The sequence below is a fragment of the Lactimicrobium sp. genome, from assembly GCF_036453465.1.
In the GTDB taxonomy this organism is placed as follows: domain Bacteria; phylum Bacillota_I; class Bacilli_A; order Erysipelotrichales; family Erysipelotrichaceae; genus Bulleidia.
This window is the reverse complement of record NZ_JAZHUW010000017.1, coordinates 18,044-36,535: the sequence shown is the minus strand read 5'-3', so window position 1 is coordinate 36,535 and position 18,492 is coordinate 18,044. Positions and strand designations below refer to the sequence as shown.

At 42.4% G+C, this 18,492-nt stretch carries 17 protein-coding genes; 1 reads left to right on the top strand and 16 read right to left on the bottom strand.

Annotated elements, in window-relative coordinates; translation table 11 throughout:
• Positions 1 to 52: 52 nt before the first annotated feature.
• The 16 genes from SOI44_RS05865 to SOI44_RS05790 all read right to left on the bottom strand — a co-directional run bounded on the left by SOI44_RS05865 (position 53) and on the right by SOI44_RS05790 (position 17,096).
• Positions 53 to 1,177 carry an EpsG family protein gene (locus SOI44_RS05865; protein ID WP_331348290.1) on the bottom strand — a complete coding sequence of 375 codons (1,125 nt, stop codon included), beginning with the start codon at positions 1,175 to 1,177 and terminating at the stop codon, positions 53 to 55.
• 252 nt (positions 1,178 to 1,429) lie between these two features.
• Positions 1,430 to 2,197, bottom strand: coding sequence for an O-antigen ligase family protein (locus tag SOI44_RS05860; protein WP_331348289.1), 768 nt, complete (start codon positions 2,195 to 2,197; stop codon positions 1,430 to 1,432).
• Positions 2,198 to 2,535: 338 nt separating this feature from the next.
• Positions 2,536 to 3,915, bottom strand: coding sequence for a lipopolysaccharide biosynthesis protein (locus SOI44_RS05855; protein ID WP_331348288.1), 1,380 nt, complete (start codon positions 3,913 to 3,915; stop codon positions 2,536 to 2,538).
• Positions 3,916 to 3,924: 9 nt separating this feature from the next.
• Entirely contained in the window at positions 3,925 to 4,785 is an 861-nt protein-coding gene (locus SOI44_RS05850; RefSeq protein WP_331348287.1) for a glycosyltransferase, read from the bottom strand.
• A 3-nt stretch (positions 4,786 to 4,788) separates the two neighbouring features.
• Positions 4,789 to 5,658, bottom strand: a complete 870-nt coding sequence (locus tag SOI44_RS05845; RefSeq protein WP_331348286.1) for a glycosyltransferase family 2 protein — start codon at positions 5,656 to 5,658, stop codon at positions 4,789 to 4,791.
• A 177-nt stretch (positions 5,659 to 5,835) separates the two neighbouring features.
• Positions 5,836 to 6,642 carry a glycosyltransferase family 2 protein gene (locus SOI44_RS05840; RefSeq protein ID WP_331348285.1) on the bottom strand — a complete coding sequence of 269 codons (807 nt, stop codon included), beginning with the start codon at positions 6,640 to 6,642 and terminating at the stop codon, positions 5,836 to 5,838.
• Positions 6,643 to 6,727: 85 nt separating this feature from the next.
• Positions 6,728 to 8,149 carry an exopolysaccharide biosynthesis polyprenyl glycosylphosphotransferase gene (locus SOI44_RS05835; RefSeq protein WP_331348284.1) on the bottom strand — a complete coding sequence of 474 codons (1,422 nt, stop codon included), beginning with the start codon at positions 8,147 to 8,149 and terminating at the stop codon, positions 6,728 to 6,730.
• Between the two features lie 18 nt (positions 8,150 to 8,167).
• Entirely contained in the window at positions 8,168 to 9,694 is a 1,527-nt protein-coding gene (locus SOI44_RS05830; RefSeq protein ID WP_331348283.1) for an LCP family protein, read from the bottom strand.
• 107 nt (positions 9,695 to 9,801) lie between these two features.
• Positions 9,802 to 10,521: a CpsD/CapB family tyrosine-protein kinase gene (locus SOI44_RS05825; protein ID WP_331348282.1), complete on the bottom strand. Its 720-nt coding sequence runs from the start codon at positions 10,519 to 10,521 to the stop codon at positions 9,802 to 9,804.
• A 6-nt stretch (positions 10,522 to 10,527) separates the two neighbouring features.
• Positions 10,528 to 11,292, bottom strand: coding sequence for a YveK family protein (locus tag SOI44_RS05820; protein WP_331348281.1), 765 nt, complete (start codon positions 11,290 to 11,292; stop codon positions 10,528 to 10,530).
• A gap of 89 nt (positions 11,293 to 11,381) precedes the next feature.
• Positions 11,382 to 12,677: an ATP-binding protein gene (locus SOI44_RS05815; protein ID WP_331348280.1), complete on the bottom strand. Its 1,296-nt coding sequence runs from the start codon at positions 12,675 to 12,677 to the stop codon at positions 11,382 to 11,384.
• A 304-nt stretch (positions 12,678 to 12,981) separates the two neighbouring features.
• A complete protein-coding gene (locus SOI44_RS05810) occupies positions 12,982 to 13,980 on the bottom strand; it encodes an SGNH/GDSL hydrolase family protein (RefSeq protein ID WP_331348279.1) in 999 nt (332 codons plus the stop codon).
• Positions 13,967 to 15,484 carry an MBOAT family O-acyltransferase gene (locus tag SOI44_RS05805; RefSeq protein ID WP_331348278.1) on the bottom strand — a complete coding sequence of 506 codons (1,518 nt, stop codon included), beginning with the start codon at positions 15,482 to 15,484 and terminating at the stop codon, positions 13,967 to 13,969. Before SOI44_RS05805 ends, SOI44_RS05810 begins: the two co-directional genes overlap by 14 nt.
• Before the next feature lie 259 nt (positions 15,485 to 15,743).
• Entirely contained in the window at positions 15,744 to 16,481 is a 738-nt protein-coding gene (locus SOI44_RS05800; RefSeq protein WP_331348277.1) for a DUF6036 family nucleotidyltransferase, read from the bottom strand.
• A complete protein-coding gene (locus tag SOI44_RS05795; protein WP_331348276.1) occupies positions 16,471 to 16,866 on the bottom strand; it encodes a hypothetical protein in 396 nt (131 codons plus the stop codon). The genes SOI44_RS05800 and SOI44_RS05795 overlap by 11 nt, the downstream gene beginning before the upstream one ends.
• Positions 16,867 to 16,925: 59 nt before the next feature.
• On the bottom strand, positions 16,926 to 17,096 hold the full coding sequence (locus SOI44_RS05790) for a hypothetical protein (RefSeq protein ID WP_331348275.1): 171 nt from the start codon (positions 17,094 to 17,096) through the stop codon (positions 16,926 to 16,928).
• 131 nt (positions 17,097 to 17,227) lie between these two features.
• Between SOI44_RS05790 and SOI44_RS05785 the strand changes: the two genes are divergently transcribed.
• On the top strand, positions 17,228 to 18,436 hold the full coding sequence (locus SOI44_RS05785) for a hypothetical protein (RefSeq protein WP_331348274.1): 1,209 nt from the start codon (positions 17,228 to 17,230) through the stop codon (positions 18,434 to 18,436).
• The last annotated feature ends 56 nt before the right edge of the window (positions 18,437 to 18,492 follow it).

Below are 18,492 nucleotides of genomic sequence, written 5' to 3'. Positions count from 1 at the left end.
AATATTTTCGTAATAGAATTATCGGGAATATAAAATTTCCCATTCAAAGCTATCAGCCCATTAAACTATCAAGCCAGTAAATAAAATGATTACTGTCAAAAATCCAGGCGAAAAGATTTTTACTATAGAAATAGGTCATTATCCCGATCACTACAAAGAGTCCAATTATATACAGATTCTTTCTTGTTCCATATATTATCAAATTGTCTTTATCAATGAATGAATAGGAGTTTGAAATTACAGCGTAATCGAGAATCAGCAACGGTCGAAGTATGCGGTCCATAGTCATACTGATCAGCATCAACGGTAAAAACAAAAAAGATACTGCGGTTATCGAAATTGTAAAAGAAGCCCACTCATTATCTTGCTCTTCTATCGTTACCGTATATACAAGTATCGCGAGATACGCGAATAACACAAGTTCGATGAATGGCCGAAGAGCATTGAAGTTATCTCCGACATACAAATTATATGATCCAAGATTTATTACTCTTGCAAGCTGCTTTATTACGTTATTTCCTGTTAAATTCAGGATAGATAGCCCAGCAAATAAAATGGCCGACAACTCGATAAAGAGTTTTGCAAAGTACTTATAATTTGGCAGGTATATTAGCAGGAAAGGTAAAAAAGCCAACGCAGAAAAATGGAACATTGAGGCAAGCAATATCAGGAGAATATAAATAACAACATGCCTATCCTTCAAAAAGCGCAAAGCAAATATCGAAATACTTATTGCGATAAAATTCCTTATCTGTTGAATGTCGTAGAGGAAATAATAGCAGAAATACAATACCAGAAATAAGCTGTAATTATCAGTTATTCTCCTTACTGTGAAAAAGCATAATAGCATGCCAATAAGGAAAGTTATTGCCATAAAAATATTGTATGGCACACCTAATGTGGCAAATATATACGAATAAACTACAAAGCCCTTTTCAAATGTGCTTGATTGTTTTACATAATCAAAATTGCTTCCACTTAAGGATTTGTACATCTGCTCATAAACTTCATTATCACCTCGAAAATAACCTTGATGGTGATAATTTGGCGTAGTTACTTCGCAGAACATTAAGAGCATAAGGACTAAGAAAATAATAGTTATTACCCTGCTCTTCTTCTTAGAAAATCCATTGATCAGCGCTAAAATAAACGCAGTAATATATACAAAATATGACATGTCTCGATTCTCATCTTATAGATCCCCAGTACCCCATAAGATGAAAGAATCGATACAGACTTATCAATTCAGACTACTATTGCTGCTTCATCCTCATCATAGCTGCGAAAACACATCTCATAGACCAGCAAATAGATGAATACAACTTTGTAGTTTACTATGGGGCCACCGGTTACAATAAAGAAACTGTAGAAATAAAGTAGGCACATCACGATCTGAAGTGACGGCTTGCTTCCATTTGCCTTTATCCTCTTAACTGTATTGCGGATGGCATAGATAACCATCGGGACGAGGATAACGGGCCCCAATAAAATATAATAGGTAAGGACAGTAGAATGCGGGAATGTAGGATATCCTTCCTGATTTGTCCATACCTGCAATTGTGTAAAATACGCGTCCCCCCCATGGATTTTTCTGAATAATATTGAATCCTGACATAATTGACTGTGATCTCCCTTCTACGGATGAATCGGAGCGTGTTTTAAGGATATCTGAAAATCTTGCCAAGGCTGACAATCTTGTTGAGAAGAACGACTCAATCAAATCAGGTTTTACCAGCAAGATAACAAGAAATACAATAATTGCAAACAAAATCCCTATAAACAGGTATGCGTTAACCCTTACTCTAGCCCTCTTCGGTTTTAATATCCAGTAAATAATCAAGGTTACAACACAAAGTAGTAATGCTGTCCTAGATCCTGACAGCAAACCACCCAGCATGAACAGAATCAGAAACAGGTTTCGATGTCTCAAGGTTTTTGCACTGGTAAGAAAATAGATAAATGCAAATCCGCAGAGATATCCTGTGGTCTCTACATCGAGGTTAATCGCATTGTACCGGTCTACCAGCTTATTGATAGAAAAGGCGATAGCTACAAACTGACTCAAAACATGAATCAACACAAAATACAGAAAAAACCTGCTCCATGTGAACGCGTCTTCTCTTGAAATTGTATTTCTAAACCACTCATACAAGCAGAAACCAAGGAGCAGTGTCAGTACAATTTCATACTCTTTCACGTAAAACATGTTGTGAGTTTCACCGTACTTTGTCTGCGAGATTATATATGACCGAATTACTATTGCAAGAACAAGCACGAAGCCCCACATACGCTTGTTTCGAAAAGCGCATATGATTCCCAAGATAATCGGGACAAAAAACAGAGCGCTGAAATGGTAGTCCAACCATCTGTAAGGCACATAGCTAGGGGACTTTGCAGAATAGATGCTGAACAGAGCGAAAAAGTTATCCTGTAAAAACCAGAATATACACATCACAAGCCAAATTGGAAGCTGTCTTGCTCTAATTCCCAAGAAATACTTATTGGCAGTTGACTGCTGCTCCATCCTATATACCCTCAACCTCTACTAGATAATTTTCCCTTTACAGATTTCAGCTGACCGACACCATAGCTCCACTCTTCCGGCATCAGTGACCGAGTTAACAATAAATACAAGACAACATAGATCGCTGCTCTGACGAACACATTTCCGATCAGTAATGTTCCCATGTAAATCCCCAGAAGCGTAACAACATACAAGAGCTCTTTCACTCCCGGTATCATGTACTTGAAATAACCCATATTCAGCACAAACCAAACAAAGCAGCTGAACATGGTTGAAAGTGCATAACCCATTACGTTTGGCTGTACAGCGGTGACGATCCCATCCGTCAGTACTGCAACTCCCAGTGAAATGACGAGGCGGATGAAATAATCCTTCTGCTTCTTATAGGCTTTATACAAATTCACGAAGACAGCAACGTTTAGGCTTAAGAATATCTGTGTAATCAAGAGTGCCGACGTAATATTGATGGCCGGTATATACTGCTTCATGAAGGTCGAGATGATAAACTTCAACGCATAAATTGCCACCGGAATGATCATCAGGAAACAGACCAGAGTTTTCTTTATCTTGATCTCAAATTCATGATCCTGCCGTCTGGCCATGTTGCTATACAGTGTCATCGCTATTGGCGTGATGAACATATTTACAACCGTCAGCATCTGGCTGGCAAAGGAGTACATGGAAAAGTCCTCGATTGGCAGGGAGAACTTAATGAACCACTTGTCGATGCCAATGAAAATTGAGTACGCGAAGTTCCCGATCATCAGCAGGATTCCGAGCTTCACATATTTTGAAAATACCGCTACCTTAAATCCTGTGAAATGAATCCACTTCAGTTTTGAAAAGAGTACCGTACCGACAATGAACGGCACGCATTCAATAAATACATACAGGACCATGTAGATGCGGTAATCCTTCACACGCATCAGCACCAACACCAGATTGATCAACATGTTGACCGTCGAATAGATATTGACGATCAGCGTATACTTTGTGAAGTCCCCGACAGACTGGAAAATATAGCTGTAAAATGTAAAGAGCACGTTCGGGACCATCGTGAAGCCGACACACACAAGAATCAGGTCACGTTTGATGATTCCAAAGAGAACAAATGCGACGGCAACAATAATTTCATAGACGAGGATTGAACTCCACTGCTCTGCCAATCCCCGATGTTCCAGTTCATCTTCCTTCTTCCCGCCATAATACAGATACACACCATCGCAAAACCCCAGGTGTGATATTCCAATATAAGAAGCGTAGAACTGATATGTCTTCAGATATCCATAACTTGGGACAGACAATACCATGGGGACAATGAATGCTGTCAGGAAGGTGACAACCATCTTTATAAGATTCGAACTGAATACCTTAAAAATGTCCTTCTTCATCCTGACCCTTCAATTAAACCGCTTCATGCTCAGCACGACCCAATAGTACAACCAAGTAAAACTAGTGCTTAGCCATATCTGAAAGCCGTTGAAATGTCTGTACTTTTTATAGTAATAAACCTCACTGTCGTTCTGCCACTTGTAGATTTGCTTTTTCTTTGCAACACTGGCTACGGTCGTTGAATGAGCGTGAATAACTTTCGTATTCAGGGCACACGCCTCTTTATATCCTTTGAGCAGCAGCCGCTCTGCTAAGATTGGCTCCTCCATGTAAAGGAAGGTATGCTCATCCATGTAGTCGACGTCATGCATAATATGCAGATCTACCATCATGCAGCACCCCTGTGATCTGTAGTTGTAGCAGTAGCTGTCGTCTTTCCCTTGCAGTTCATGTGAGAGCAAACGTCCCTTCTTTCGATACTGCATCTTCCCGAAAGTAAGATCATACACGGACGGACGGTAAAGGTTCCTGTTTGTCTCCATTCCAGAAGGTGTATAAACTCTTGGAGACACGATAGCTATCTTTGAATCTTTTTGAAACACATCCAGCATTTTCAAAGCCGTCTCAGAATCCTCAAACTGGATATCGCTGTTGGTTACCCAAGCATAGTCATACCCATGCTCATATGCCCACCGGAGCCCTATGTTATTTCCTGCAGCATAGCCGGTGTTCTTCTCTGAGAGAAGGAGAAGGAAGTCGTCATCCGCTTCTTTCAATCTCTGAGCGGAGTCGTTGCTGGAATTATTATCTACTACGATGATCTTCGTCTCTTCTGGCAGGATAAGTTTTGAAAGCTGTTCTCTGATATAGCTGAACGTCAGCTGCCAGGAATTATAATTTAAAATAACGATTGCAAGCTTTGTCTGCATATATCAGTCCCACGTATCTGTCTCGCCTATTTTAGTGTGAAGCTTTTCAACTTCATACATCTTGGCATCCACAAGCATCCTATAGAAATATGAGAGGAAGAAGTTCCAATACAGACCTTCTCTTCCGTCTAAGAAGCCAAGCTTTATATAGTAAAAATAAATAAAAAGCATGTGGGTTCTCATCCCACTCGGTAATTTATAATAGATGTTATATTTTATGAAGCGCCTTATTTTGGTGGGAGTATCAAGAGAACTGAGCTCCTGCTTGTTCTCATTTTCTTTTTGAATGAAATAATCCTTGACCTCTCTTGTTGTGTACCAGTTGAATTTATTGATCCAAAAAGACATGCTCCGATAGTTATAGTGATACGAAAGGGTTTTTAGTTTGACAGATCTCCCACTCGTTAAAATAAGCTGCTCACCAAGATATCGGTCTTCCATGTATGCCGTGCCAGTTTTGAAAATGCAGAGTTTCTCAAGCACACTTAGACCGCCATGCTTCATCTGCTTATTCATAAACATCTCATTCAGACGGAATACGAAACCATTAACATCTGTATCCGCATGTTTTTTGCAGAGGGTTTCCAATTCCTTACATGTCTCTGGACTAACCTCTTCATCAGCGTCAAGTCTGAAGATCCATTTTGTCTTAATATCACAGTTGTCTATCCCATATTGGAATTGAGCTCCGTAATGCTTGAACTCGTGCTGATAGATATCTGCTCCTAAAGCTTTTGCCTTATCCAATGTGCTATCGGTACTATAGCTATCAAGAACAACTACTCTCTTTACATGATCCTTTATAGAATTTATGCACCGCTCAATATTGTCCTCTTCGTTTCGAGTCAATATGATCACAGTCATATCAATCATTGCTTTACCTCTATTACTTCTCCCCTATCACAAAATTCAGATGAATTAATGCCCTAATAAGACCATCAGAGCAGTAATTCCTCTAATGTATGTAATACTGTTTTCTCGTTTCATCTATTTCCTTCACTGATTTCTAAGAAGAACTATTCTATAAGAAGGAATAGTGTAAATGAACGATTACTTCCTCAGTACCTTTTTATACAGAATTCCTCTTACCCAGTTCGGTATCATCGCCCCTACCGCTCTTCCAATCACGGCTCTGCTGTACTGTCCCTTATCAATGAACCCCTTCTCCAGCATGTAGCTGAAAAGTCTCTTCTCAGACCCGACATATTTCATGCCACCGCGTCTCTTGTACAGGTCACTCCCAGCTCGCATCCAAAGGACAGGACTCTGTATGTTGTAACCACGACAGTCGTTTAGTATCATCCGAATCCACAGGAAGTAGTCCTCCAGCAGATAAAAGTCCTTGTACCCTCCGGCAGCTTCAACCGCCGACTTCCTATACATGACTGCCGGATGATTGAACGGATTACGTTTCTTAGCAAACTCAACAATCTCGTCATTGGTCTCCGGCAGAACTCTCCTGCTGTAGACCTCGTCAGGTGAAGTGATAAATTCCTCAATCGTTCCGCTGACAATGTCTACTTCAGGATGATCTGCAAACGCCTTCAGTTCTCTCTCACATCGATCCTGCCTGCTGATATCGTCTGAATCCATGCGGGCAACCAGCTCGTGTCGGCAGTACTTCATGCCCTCGTTCAGGGCATTTCCTAAACCTCCGTTTTCCTTGAGGCGGACCAGATGAAGTGTGTTATACTTCTCAATAACAGCATCTAGTTCCGGAGTGAGAGGTCCGTCACATACCAGTACGAAGTCATCTGTGGGCACAGTCTGATTGAGAATACTCTCGATGCTCTGCTGCAAATATTCAGGTTTTTCTTTATAATAAACGGACATTAAGACCGAATATTTGTTGTCCACACTCGCCACAATAACTACCTACTCTCTCCCTCAATGATTCGTTACAAAACAATTCTGTTCATAAAAGATGCGGCGTGATTCCAACTCACTTATCCGCGTCCTGCTCTGCCGGAACCTCAGTATTTTCAACGCTTTCCGCACTTGCAGTAGTCTGCCCCTCGGCTACTCCCTCAGTCGAATCTTTCATAAACAAGATTTTCACTGTTGCAAAGCAAATCTTGAAATCCTCTGCCAGAGAAGGATTGGCAATATACATCAGGTCCATCATAAGCTTATCGTATGGTGTTGTATTATACTGCCCATAGATCTGAGCATATCCGGTTAATCCACATTTGCACTGAAGTCTTAGCGACCATTCAGGAAGCTGCTGCTCATACTGAGCAGAAATTTCCGGTCGTTCTGGTCTTGGCCCAACAATAGACATATCTCCCTTGAGAATATTGATCAGCTGTGGCAGCTCATCCATACGACAGGCACGAATAAATCTTCCCACTTTGGTAATCCTTGGATCCGCATCACCAGTTGACAGTCTGGCAACGCCGTCTTTTTCAGCATCCATCCTCATGCTGCGAAACTTGAGGACATCAAATTCACGCCCGTATTGCGTTAATCTTCTCTGCCGATAAAGAACTGTTCCGCCATCTGTTGCTTTTACTGCGATAGCAATGATCAGATACAGCGGTGAAAGAATAATCAGTCCCAATAATGACAGAACGATATCAAAGAACCGTTTGAAGAACAAATATTCTGGTGAAGGATTATACTGCTGGACATACAGCATTGGCAGATGGAGCAGGTGAATCCTTGAGGCACCGCTCATAATAACATCGCCGATTCTTGGAATCACAAAAGTATCAATATCATTGGCAACACAGTATTTCAGAATCTGATTTCTTTCATGACTGTGAATTCCGCACAGGAAAACCGTTTCAATCCCCTTCATGCTCTCTTCCAGACCAGAATTGCATTGGTCTACAGATATTTTTTTGACTACCTGATAGCGGATTGAGAAGCCAGACTTGTAAAGCAATCTGTCAATGCCTTCTCTTTCGTCATACACAATCAGCGTAGGAGAAGGAGGATACTTTCCGAAATACCAGCGATGTGCAGCAAAACTCCACCCAATAATTACCAGACACTGAACCGCTGACATCAATAACAGCGGTAATACATTTAAAAATTCACGCCCAATTGCATCCAGCACAATAAGAATCAGAAAATTCGAAATAATCAAGGCAAGAATCTGTGATCCAATCAACTCAGAAATTCTGCATAAATGGAGCGCAAAACCTTTATATAATCTTGCAAAATAATAAAAGAGCAATGCATAGGCAAAAATCATCACTTCGCTTTTCCATGAAAATGCAGATGCTCTGATATGATCTGCATAATAAAAGGTCCATGCATACGCAAATACAGCCGTAACTAATAACAAGTCAATCAGTTTGACAAACCGATTGACCGCTCTGTAAATGAGCTTCTTTTTACCTTTGTTTTCATTCCCCATATTTTCCCCAGCACACTTCTAATTCTCTTCAAACGTCGTATTGGCATTGTCAGGCAAAGATTCCATCTGAATCTCTTCCCCGTTCAGCACCTTTTCAACCTGCTGCCTTGTAAACTGCACCTGTGAATCAAATGGCTTGCATACATACAGCATCCGGTCAAATCCCATCGATGCCGTCCCATCGTAGGTGCCTTCACCCCCAAGATGGTACTTGAAGTATGTCCAGTCCTGACCATTGTTTGTACTTGTATACACGCTCAGCAACGTATCCAGGGAAACGTTGGTCAGGAAGTTATTCATGGCAGCTTTAATCACAGAAATATAATCTCCGGCATGGCAGTTTTCCTGAATTTTATTCAGAATGCCTTCCATGACTATCCCCTGATGCTGATTACGGCCATAGTCTCCATTATCCAGTGAGTGTCTTTCTCTGGAATAGGCAAGTGCCTGAGCACCATTCAATGAAATCGTACCAGCCGCAAAGTCATATCCCATACCGCTGAATGCATATGGATTATTCACGGTAATACCGCCAATTTCGTCAACCAGAGAAGTAAGATGATCGAAATCAGTAAGCATATAGTCCGTAATATTCAGTCCAAACTCCTGGTTGATGCCATCCAGTGTATTCTGGATGCCATCATTGCCAAGATGCGTCAGTTTATCCAGACCATTGTCAAGAGCCGGATTCTTAATATAGAAGTCACGTGGAATGGATACCATCAATACCTGCTTCAATACAGGATTGACTGCCATGATCATATCCACGTCAGTTCTTCCATATAACGAGAAGGATGTGCTTGAAGCATCATGTCCTGCGACATAAATAACAAATGAAGAATTATCGCCGGATGAAGCCGTCTCTTCAGCAGTAGCTGCCGACGCATCACCAAGCTTGATAGAATCCAGTACAAACGTGTCAGATTCAAAAGAGGCATACCTGGCAATAGAAGTAACAGAAGAAGAGAAAGCCTGATTCAATACAAGTACATCTCCTTCATTGTTATACAATGCGGAAAGTGCATCAGAAACCGTATCCTTCTGTACAAGGCTCAGAGATGTGACACCTAAATTGTCTTTCAGCTGATCCAGGGCATCAGACTGATCCTGCTGATCAAACTCTCCCTGAACAATGAACTTTGCATTCTTGTAATCTTCCAGATTCTCAGAAGGCTTTGTAGAAGAGAAAGTGGAAGAATGATCACTTCTGTAATCTGCACTCATCACATACAGATTCATTGTTCTCACTGCTGTATGAGCAGGCTCAGAAAATACACTTGCCTCCCGGCTTTGCAGCTTCGGCATCAGAACACAGCACAATGCCAGAACTGCAGCCAGAATGCCATTCACAACTGCAGTGCCCTTCTTCTTCAAAGAAAGAACAAGAAGCACAGCCAGAACAGCCGCTGCCGCCACCATAGCAATCAGTTTTCTGTTTCCGGCAAGAACCCCATACTTTCCTGCCAGCGTGAATGCCACAATTGCCAGCACGACGCAGACAAGCCATAAAATCACACCAGGTTTGACACGTTTTTTACTTTCCATATACCCTCATCAAAAAAGCCGCATTTCTTGCGGCTCTCCCTGTCTCTCTATAATGACTTGTACATAATACCACTGATAGCCCTGCTAATTCCAGACAAAATGTACACTCACTTCGACTTTCTGCCTTTCGGCTGATAATACTCAGCACCATAAGCATAGTAGTCTTTGTAATAGTAACTGCCGGAACCACGTCTTGTGTCCACTCTGTTCAGAACAATGCCAAGAAGCGGTGAACCGGCACGCTTCAACGCCTGTACTGAACTCATGACCAGCCTCTTGCTCGTCATGCCGCTGCGCACAACCAGCACTGATCCATCACAATATTTGGAAATATTCAAGGCATCTGCTACGGCGCCAAGCGGCGAACAATCCAGAATAATATAGTCAAACGTCTTGGAACAGGAATCCAGCATCTCACCGAAGCGCTCACTCTCCAGCAGAAATGTCGGATCGGCCACCAGATTCGTCACTGGCATCATATACCCATTGGGAACATTGGTACGATAAATCACGTCTGGAATATCAGCCTGCCCGGAAAGAAGATGAGCGATGCCAACAAAATTTTCACTTGTTGTAATATCCAGCTTGGTTCTCATTTCTGACAGGCGCATATCACAGTCAATCAAGAGGGCACGCTTGCCAACCGAGGCAATCGAGCGCCACAATCCAACTGAAACAAATGACTTACCTTCATCCGGAACCGAAGAAGTAATCAGCACCTTTTTCACATTCGTGCCGGCAAAAGACAGATTAATACGAAGCTGGTTTATCGCTTCAGACACATCAAAGGGAAGATCCGGCAGCTTATTGATTGTTAATGTTTTCATACCTGCTTAGTCCTCCTTCTTTCTGTGCTTCTTTCCGCCCATCTTTCTTCCTTCCGGAATTGTCGCCAGCGGCTGTACACCAAATACCTTGTTAATATCATCCGGCGTCACAAATGTATCATTTGTCACATACCTGATAATAATCACAGCACAATACAGCAAGGCTGTTAACAGGCCGCCAATCAAAGCATTCTTCTGATACGAAGGCGAAGACTTGTGATCCGGTACCTGTGCCTCTTCAAACACATTTGGTTCATCCGTCTTCATCACCTTCGGCAGATATGTCTTCGCCTGCTTTGCCAGCTCATTGGCAATATCCGCAGACAGCTGTGCATTTGTCGTCGTCACCGAAAGATTCAGAATACGCGTATCCGAAGGATTGGAAATTTCAATCTGTTTCTTCAGCGAATCCACATCCTCATCCAGACTCAGATCATCAATCACATCCTGCAGAATACTGTTGGACGTAATCAGCTCCTGATAATCGGATTTCAATTGTGAACTCACCTGCAGGGAAGACAGATCCACAACAGATTTTGACCCGGATGTGATATACATTCTTGATGTAGCCGTATACTTTGGCGTCACCAGGAAGAAGGTCAGCAGGAAGACCACAACTGCACCTGCCGCAAATAATCCCAGAATCTGGACAATATGTGTCCACAGTAAGTAGAAGATCTCACTCAGATCAATTTCTACTACATCATTACGTTTGTTATTATCAACAGACGGACCCACCAGCTCACCAGTGGTATTTACTTCTTTACCCACAGAACCCCCTCCTATTGCTTTACCGAACAATGATAACCCATTTCACGAAACTTCTACACAAAAATCATATTAGAAACAAGATTTTTGTACTATATGCACCATGCTGCATACAGCGGAACAGAGAACAAATCATCCTGCCAGCCAAAGTTCAAAGCAGATATGCGTACTGCAAAGGCGGGATGATACTTGTTCCGGTAATTCTGCAGGCAGGTAGAACGCTTATGCCGCCCAGACTTGATCTCTACCGGAATAATCTGTTCCGCAAGATCCAGAACAAGATCAATCTCCATGCTTGGTGAAGGCTTATAGTAATACATCCCGATACCAGCAGCTTTCAGCTGCTGAATCACATAATTCTCTGTCACAGCACCCTTATAAATAGTCACACTTTCCATCAACAAATCACGATAATGCAGCCCGCACATATGCCGCAGCAGCCCCACATCCGATAAATAAATCTTAAAGCTGCTATCGTCCTCATAGCTCTTCAAAGGCGGCAAAGGAGCCTGCAGGCTGTGTACCGCATAGACCATGCCTGACGCATCCAGCCAATCCAGAGGCTCGCTGAAATCACGGCTGTTGCCGCCAGAACGGACCTGACTGTATTGAAACTTTGGATTCTCTTTTGCAAGCTGCCTGGGCACAGAATGATACACCTGCGTGATCTTGACAGACTCCTGCGGTGAAGTTACATACTTGGTCATATCCGCAAGATAAGCAAGCTGCAGGCTATCATAAATAGAAGAATCTACCGCAAGCGCATTCTTATCATGGTCAAGATATGACTGCACAGCCTCCGGCATACCACCCACATACAGATAATCCTGATACAAATGAAGTGCTTTCTCATGAATGCCCTGTGCTAAAGGTGTTTTTTGCATATACGCATTCCGAATGCCATCCCTCAGCAGATCTTCACCACACGCAAGCAGAAACTCTTCAAAATCCAGAGGATACATCTGCGCAATATGCACCTTGCCAACTGGAAAAGAACTATGGAAACGGCGTATTTTTACACCTAATAAACTTCCCGCACAAAGAATCCGATAATTCTTCTCTGACTCACAGAAATACTTCATGGAAGTCACAGCCCGCTCACAGCACTGTATTTCATCAAAGAACACAGGTGTCTTTTCATCAACTGTTCTGCCGAGCAGCTGCGAAATCTTCATCAGAATGATTTCAGGATCAAGACTTCCGTTAAACACAGAAGCAATATCATTTCTCTCCTCTAAGTTAATATAGACATAGTCATGATACACATCCCGACAGAACTTCTTCATCAGCCACGTCTTACCAACCTGTCTGGCCCCAATTACCATCAAAGGCTTCTGTTCCTGATCCTTTTCCCATTTCCTGATCACTTCATAAAACTTTCGATACATCATCACAGGCACCTCTGACTTTCTGTATTTGTATATTATCATCATTGGACATCCTAACGCGTATATTTCATGAATCATTTCATCTTTTTTACGCTAAAAAAATGAAACATTTCATTTATTTAACGCCAAGAACATGAAATTCGTCAAAAACAAACAGTATACTGCCATTTCAAGCATAAATATATATCATATTACGTACAAATGCCAATAGGTATCATATTCTGTTCTTTCGATCATTCTTCATATCTAAAGAAGAAAGTCCATACCTCTTCCACCAAAAAAGATGCATGATCCTCCATGCACCTTAGCTCTGTGAATTAATCTGCTTGATATTGGCATTAACCTGTTCCAGGAACTGTTCTGCCATCTCATCCCAGCTGCTATAAGCAGAATCACCTCTATGATCCGGAAGATCCATTGTTTCCAGGATACTGATCAGGTAATCTGTCACTTTCCATGCACCGGAATCATTGAGGTGGTCGCCGGCATCTCTTGTATCCTTGTTCCAGTCGATGCCAATCTCATCCACAATTGCATTGAAGTCAATATATGTAATATCCCAGTCTTCGGCAAGCTGCTTCAGATAGTTATGCATTCCCATGGAGAAGTTCACCGGTGTCGGTGCACTGACCAGAACAAGCTGGGCACCGGCATCTTCTACTTCCTGCTTAATCTGCTGAAGAACAATCTGATTCAGCCAGGGAATCTTATACTGCTGATCCGTCGCTGTCATATAAGAGCTCAGCGAGGTACACGGAACAACAGTCCCATTGAGATAGTACCCTTTCCAGGAGGAATACTTCGCATAGTCATTTTCACCAAGCATCTTCCAGATATTGTGGTACTGAAACACCGGGAACAAAGTGTTCAATCCTTCTTCCAGAACAGACTCTATGCCGGAGACGGAACCATAGCTGCGGTAAATGGCATCTGTCTCCAGAATGACAACCTTTGGATGCTGGACAGACAAGGCAACGGTAAGCATATGCTTCATTTCTTCAATCGTCTGGGCACCCTGTGATGCCACAAAAGAAGTAATGCCTGTATCGTGATAAATCTGCAGTGGCGAAAATGAAGAATAAGCTTCACTGTCACCAATGATCAGCACATCCAGACTGTCTTCATCCTGTGATAAAAGATCCGTTTCAGCCGCATTGCGGTTCAATATTTTCGCATCTTTGGTAGAGACAGCAGTATATAGAAATGCATTGGATACAACATCCAGCAGCACGCCAAGAACCAGAAAGAAGGCGATACAGCGCAGCCAGATTCTTTTCTTATTTTTCTTCTCAGAACCCTGCATAGATCAGACTCACCTTATCATATCCAGTGCCATAGGCACCTAAGATCACAATTGCAAAGAATAACAGATACACACATGCCCAGCGCACCGGTGTCTTCTGTCTGCTTAGAACTTCATATACATTGATACCCTTCTCCTGCAGAATGTCATAGACCAGCACAAGTAGAATACCGATCACAATCACCAGATAATCATGATGATCCAGCCCTAATGACATCAGTCCGCCATCATTCCATAAGGCTGAAAGATGAAAGTTCTCAAAGATACGCTTAAACATAACAAGACCAGCTCTCAGTCCATTGGCACGGAAGAACATCTCACCGGTAAACAGAATGACCCATGTCCGCAGAATCCGGAATGTATGCCAGAACACATTGTTCTTATTAAAGCCGGTCTTTGCATAGAATGCTTTCTTGACTGGTTCCAGCATCTCCCCGATCATCAGGATGACCAGGTAGTAAATGCCATAGAAGATATAATTCATCTGCGGTCCATGCCAGATGCCATTGAACAACCACACCGGTGTCAAAGACAAGGCACAGATACCGATCTTGGTAATGTACTTGCCAAACTTCTTCTTGCCATACTTGTTCCACTTCATGCAGAGCTTGGATGTCGTGACAGGATAAAACAAATATGTCTTGCACCAGACACCAAGGGTAATATGCCATCTGCGCCAGAACTCAGCGGCAGACTGTGAGAAGAATGGCTGTCTGAAATTCTCCGGCAATGTAATGCCAAACATCTGTGCCGAGCCAATGACAATATCCATGGCACCAGAGAACTCCATATACAATTGCACGGCATAGAAGATCCCTGATACAGCTGTCATTGCCCCGGTATAACTTGTGTAATTGGTAAACAGTACATTCACAGCTGTATTCAGCCGGTCTGCAATGACCATCTTCTTGAATAATCCCCACAGGATCCTCACACAGCCTGCCTGCAGTGCAGCAAGATGAACACCTTCGCCTTTGGTTAACTGTGCTGCGGTATCCTGATACCTTGCAATCGGACCTTCCATGATCTGTGGGAAAAAGCTCAGGAAAAGTGCAACCGAACAGAAATCATGATCTGCTTTCTCTCTGCCCCAGTATACTTCTGTTAAATAGCTCACTGCTTCCAGCGTATAAAAGGAAATGCCAATTGGAGCGGCAATTGTCAGAGCAGAAAGAGAATGATGACCAAGATCATTGATAATCCGGATAAAGAAATTTGTATATTTCACATAGAGCAAAGTACCAAACAATCCAAATAATCCAAGGATAAACAATGCTTTTCTTGTTCTGGATTTCTTTGGGGCCTTGTCAATGACAAGACCCATGAGATAGACAAACAAGGTTGTGGCTAACAGATAGATGATCAGTTTCTTGCTGCAAAGAATGAAATACATCCAGCTGAACAATAACAGTACATACTTGCGGAATCGTACCGGTACAAGCTGATAGATCAATATACAGCATGGCAGAAATAAAAGCAGGTAGATCAGATCTGTATATGCCATGTGCAAACCTCCTTCCACAGGTCATGCCTTACAGACATAGCACGTTTTCCAAGTTGCGATCATACTGTCATATCTATTGTCATGCAATATCCAGATCTTAAGATTCTCTTAAGTTTCATCAAACTGACACATTCAGAATAAGCAATGCACAAATCTATCAATTTCATAATTTTACTCTCAGTTTCATTAGCGATGAAACTGAGAAGATTTTCATGAAAATGAGAACACAGAATTGAGAAGCCATGATAAAAAGCGGCTTTCACCGCTCATTCTTATCATCTGATGAATTGATTACACGCTCAAATGCATCTTTTGATAGTGTATTTGCAATGCTTTCATCCGAAAAATCCGGCTGATCTGCTAATAACTCTTTCAATTCCTTTGCCGCCTGGGCTTCTGCAGCCTGATCTTTCTGATACTCTGATTCCAGTTCATCATCCGTCATTGAAGAATATTGCTTGATCTGATCTTTTATATTGGCAGGAAGATTGTCTAATGAACCATATAGTTTTTGATATGCATCCATTACCTTCTGATAGGACAATGGATTGCCCTGCTCATATTGTTCCATAAAGATACCAATCACATCACTGATATCATGCTTATAGTAGCGATATGCTCTCATCTTCATAGCAATCAGATATTCTCCGGAAATAGTGCGCACCTCCAGCACATTATAGAAAGTCTTGTAATATCTGCTGTATCTGCGTAATTGGTCACTGTATGAAGATGTATACATGAAATCCGAATTCATCCAGTCTACAGGCAGATCATTTTCATTTGCCACGCTTCTGATAGCATCATGCAGCAGTGATCCCTTTTCTATCAATGCATCAATATCAGTTGTAGCATTACGAAAATTGTAATTAGCAATAATGGCGCTGCCGCCGATCAGAACAATTTCTGCATGCGCAGTCTTTCCAGCAAGCTTTCGATAAGCTCTTCCCAATTGCCGAAGATAGTTATCAATTGTATCTCTGGAAAAATCATGCGACATCACGGATATCTCCTTCTGCAATGTTATGCTCCATAAACTCAGGAATTGCCTGATCAATGCATCTATGACACATCTTCATTGCCGGATCATGAGCATCCCACATGACAGCACCGGAAGGAACACAAACACTCTTCAGCTTAATATGCTCAAGATCTTTGTATGGCATCTCATACGAAAGATGATGAATGCGAAACAGATACTTGACCATACTGTAATAGTACAAAGACTCAAAACACTTTCCTTCCTTCCAGCAATTTGGAATCCGGTTCTCATGCAATACAGCATAGATAAAATCTGCATCACCAAGCCGTTTCAATTCGTGGCAGGTCTCAGATTTAAACCAGTCAAACTCTTTTGAACAGCAAACTTTCAGTTCTTTACTCATGCCTGTGTCCTCCTTTCCAAAATCATTCTGTTTTTGTATGAATATGATAATGCATTGCACTACCACAATGACAGATTTTTCTGCAGTTCTTCTCCCAGGCTCTGTATTGTCTTACTGAATGGTGCCACTCTGCCATTGCGCACATCTTCTTCGCTTTGTTCCAGAATCTTCAGCAATTCATTTAAAGATGCTGAATCTGACGTTTTCTGCTCAGTTTCTTCCTGTTCCATACGAATGCTCCCTTACCAATATCATTCTGACAGAATCCTATTCTGATGAAAAGCAGGGGGCCATCACCTAATGTGCAAAATCACCATTTTCATTGACAAATTGTCTTCTATTTCCGCTACAATGTTGGTATATGCCACTCTTTACATTTAAGAAGAAAAATACCGTCTATGTGCTGATGCACAAAGACAAACCCGTCCTGCAGGGCAGCTTTGATTTTGGCCGCCATGCCTTTGGAGAGGACGTGGAAATCATCAATCCAGATCTGTTGCCAGTGGGTGTGACCCACGAAGATGGCACGATCTCTTTGCACAGGCTGAACCACTGGTACCGCTGGCGTGGGATCCCAGGATACCGGGTTGGCCTTTTGCAATTGGAGGAAAGACTGGAGATCAAAGATCCCCTGGAACTATTGGAGCGTGAATATGCATTGTCTGTCTCTGATACCTTCTGGCGTAAAGCAGAGGATGATCCCATTACCTGGAAGGAAGTCAACTTCTTTCATCGCTCCTTTGACCAGCAGGGCTTTGGCCTTGCCATGTTCTCCAACATCGGTACACGGGCCGGCCACAATGCCCGCCACACCCCGAATAACACAACCTGCGGCTATCACCGCAAGGCATGGTTCAAACGCAATGGAAATCTCTTCCTGTTAAAGGGAGGAACACCCTTCTATCAGCAGGAACCCGTCAATGAATGGCTGGCATGCCGCATCGGCTATCAGCTTGGCATTCCGGCTGTTCCATATGAGAATGAAATCTATGAAAACAACCTGGTCTCTGTATGTCCTGCCATGACCAATGAAGACGTTGACCTGGTCACAGCCGGTGACGTATTGAACAGCGTGCATTCCAGTGCCAAGAAGTTCCAGTATGATGACTATATCAAAGCACTGGAAAACCATGGCATCCAAAATGCCAGACAATGCATCAGTGACATGCTTGTCATGGATTATCTGATGATGAACACCGACCGCCACAACCAGAATCTTGGCATCCTTGTGGATGCCAACACCGGCAGATGGCTGCAATGTGCCCCTGTCTTTGACACTGGTACAGGACTTGGCTGTCTGGTGGACGATGATGAAATCTTTGAACAGTATCACAGCCAGTCATGCAAACTGTTCAATGCCAGAAACTTCTCACATGAGATCCTGCTGGATTACATTGACTTGAAACATTATGACTTCAATGCTCTGGATGCACTTCCAAGAGCATATGGCAACCAGCTGGTCAAATACCAGGCCACAACCAACATCTCCAACAAGAGAATCAATGAATCCTATCGTCTGTTGTGTAAGCGGATCCTGATGATCAAGAAGGCTGCCGCAAGCATACAGTGATGAATGCCTGCCCCAAAGCAGGCATTTTTTGTTTGCATGATATTTATTACCCTGGG

What these genes read in the sequence shown, in the direction of transcription:
- SOI44_RS05850 (WP_331348287.1), bottom strand. Translation starts at nt 4,785, where the DNA reads ATGCAGACAAAGCTTGCAATCGTTATTTTAAATTATAATTCCTGGCAG.
- SOI44_RS05785 (WP_331348274.1), top strand. Translation starts at nt 17,228, where the DNA reads ATGCCACTCTTTACATTTAAGAAGAAAAATACCGTCTATGTGCTGATG.
- SOI44_RS05835 (WP_331348284.1), bottom strand. Translation starts at nt 8,149, where the DNA reads ATGGGGAATGAAAACAAAGGTAAAAAGAAGCTCATTTACAGAGCGGTC.
- SOI44_RS05865 (WP_331348290.1), bottom strand. Translation starts at nt 1,177, where the DNA reads ATGTCATATTTTGTATATATTACTGCGTTTATTTTAGCGCTGATCAAT.
- SOI44_RS05830 (WP_331348283.1), bottom strand. Translation starts at nt 9,694, where the DNA reads ATGGAAAGTAAAAAACGTGTCAAACCTGGTGTGATTTTATGGCTTGTC.
- SOI44_RS05855 (WP_331348288.1), bottom strand. Translation starts at nt 3,915, where the DNA reads ATGAAGAAGGACATTTTTAAGGTATTCAGTTCGAATCTTATAAAGATG.
- SOI44_RS05815 (WP_331348280.1), bottom strand. Translation starts at nt 12,677, where the DNA reads ATGTATCGAAAGTTTTATGAAGTGATCAGGAAATGGGAAAAGGATCAG.
- SOI44_RS05810 (WP_331348279.1), bottom strand. Translation starts at nt 13,980, where the DNA reads ATGCAGGGTTCTGAGAAGAAAAATAAGAAAAGAATCTGGCTGCGCTGT.
- SOI44_RS05805 (WP_331348278.1), bottom strand. Translation starts at nt 15,484, where the DNA reads ATGGCATATACAGATCTGATCTACCTGCTTTTATTTCTGCCATGCTGT.
- SOI44_RS05825 (WP_331348282.1), bottom strand. Translation starts at nt 10,521, where the DNA reads ATGAAAACATTAACAATCAATAAGCTGCCGGATCTTCCCTTTGATGTG.
- SOI44_RS05845 (WP_331348286.1), bottom strand. Translation starts at nt 5,658, where the DNA reads ATGATTGATATGACTGTGATCATATTGACTCGAAACGAAGAGGACAAT.
- SOI44_RS05800 (WP_331348277.1), bottom strand. Translation starts at nt 16,481, where the DNA reads ATGTCGCATGATTTTTCCAGAGATACAATTGATAACTATCTTCGGCAA.
- SOI44_RS05790 (WP_331348275.1), bottom strand. Translation starts at nt 17,096, where the DNA reads ATGGAACAGGAAGAAACTGAGCAGAAAACGTCAGATTCAGCATCTTTA.
- SOI44_RS05795 (WP_331348276.1), bottom strand. Translation starts at nt 16,866, where the DNA reads ATGAGTAAAGAACTGAAAGTTTGCTGTTCAAAAGAGTTTGACTGGTTT.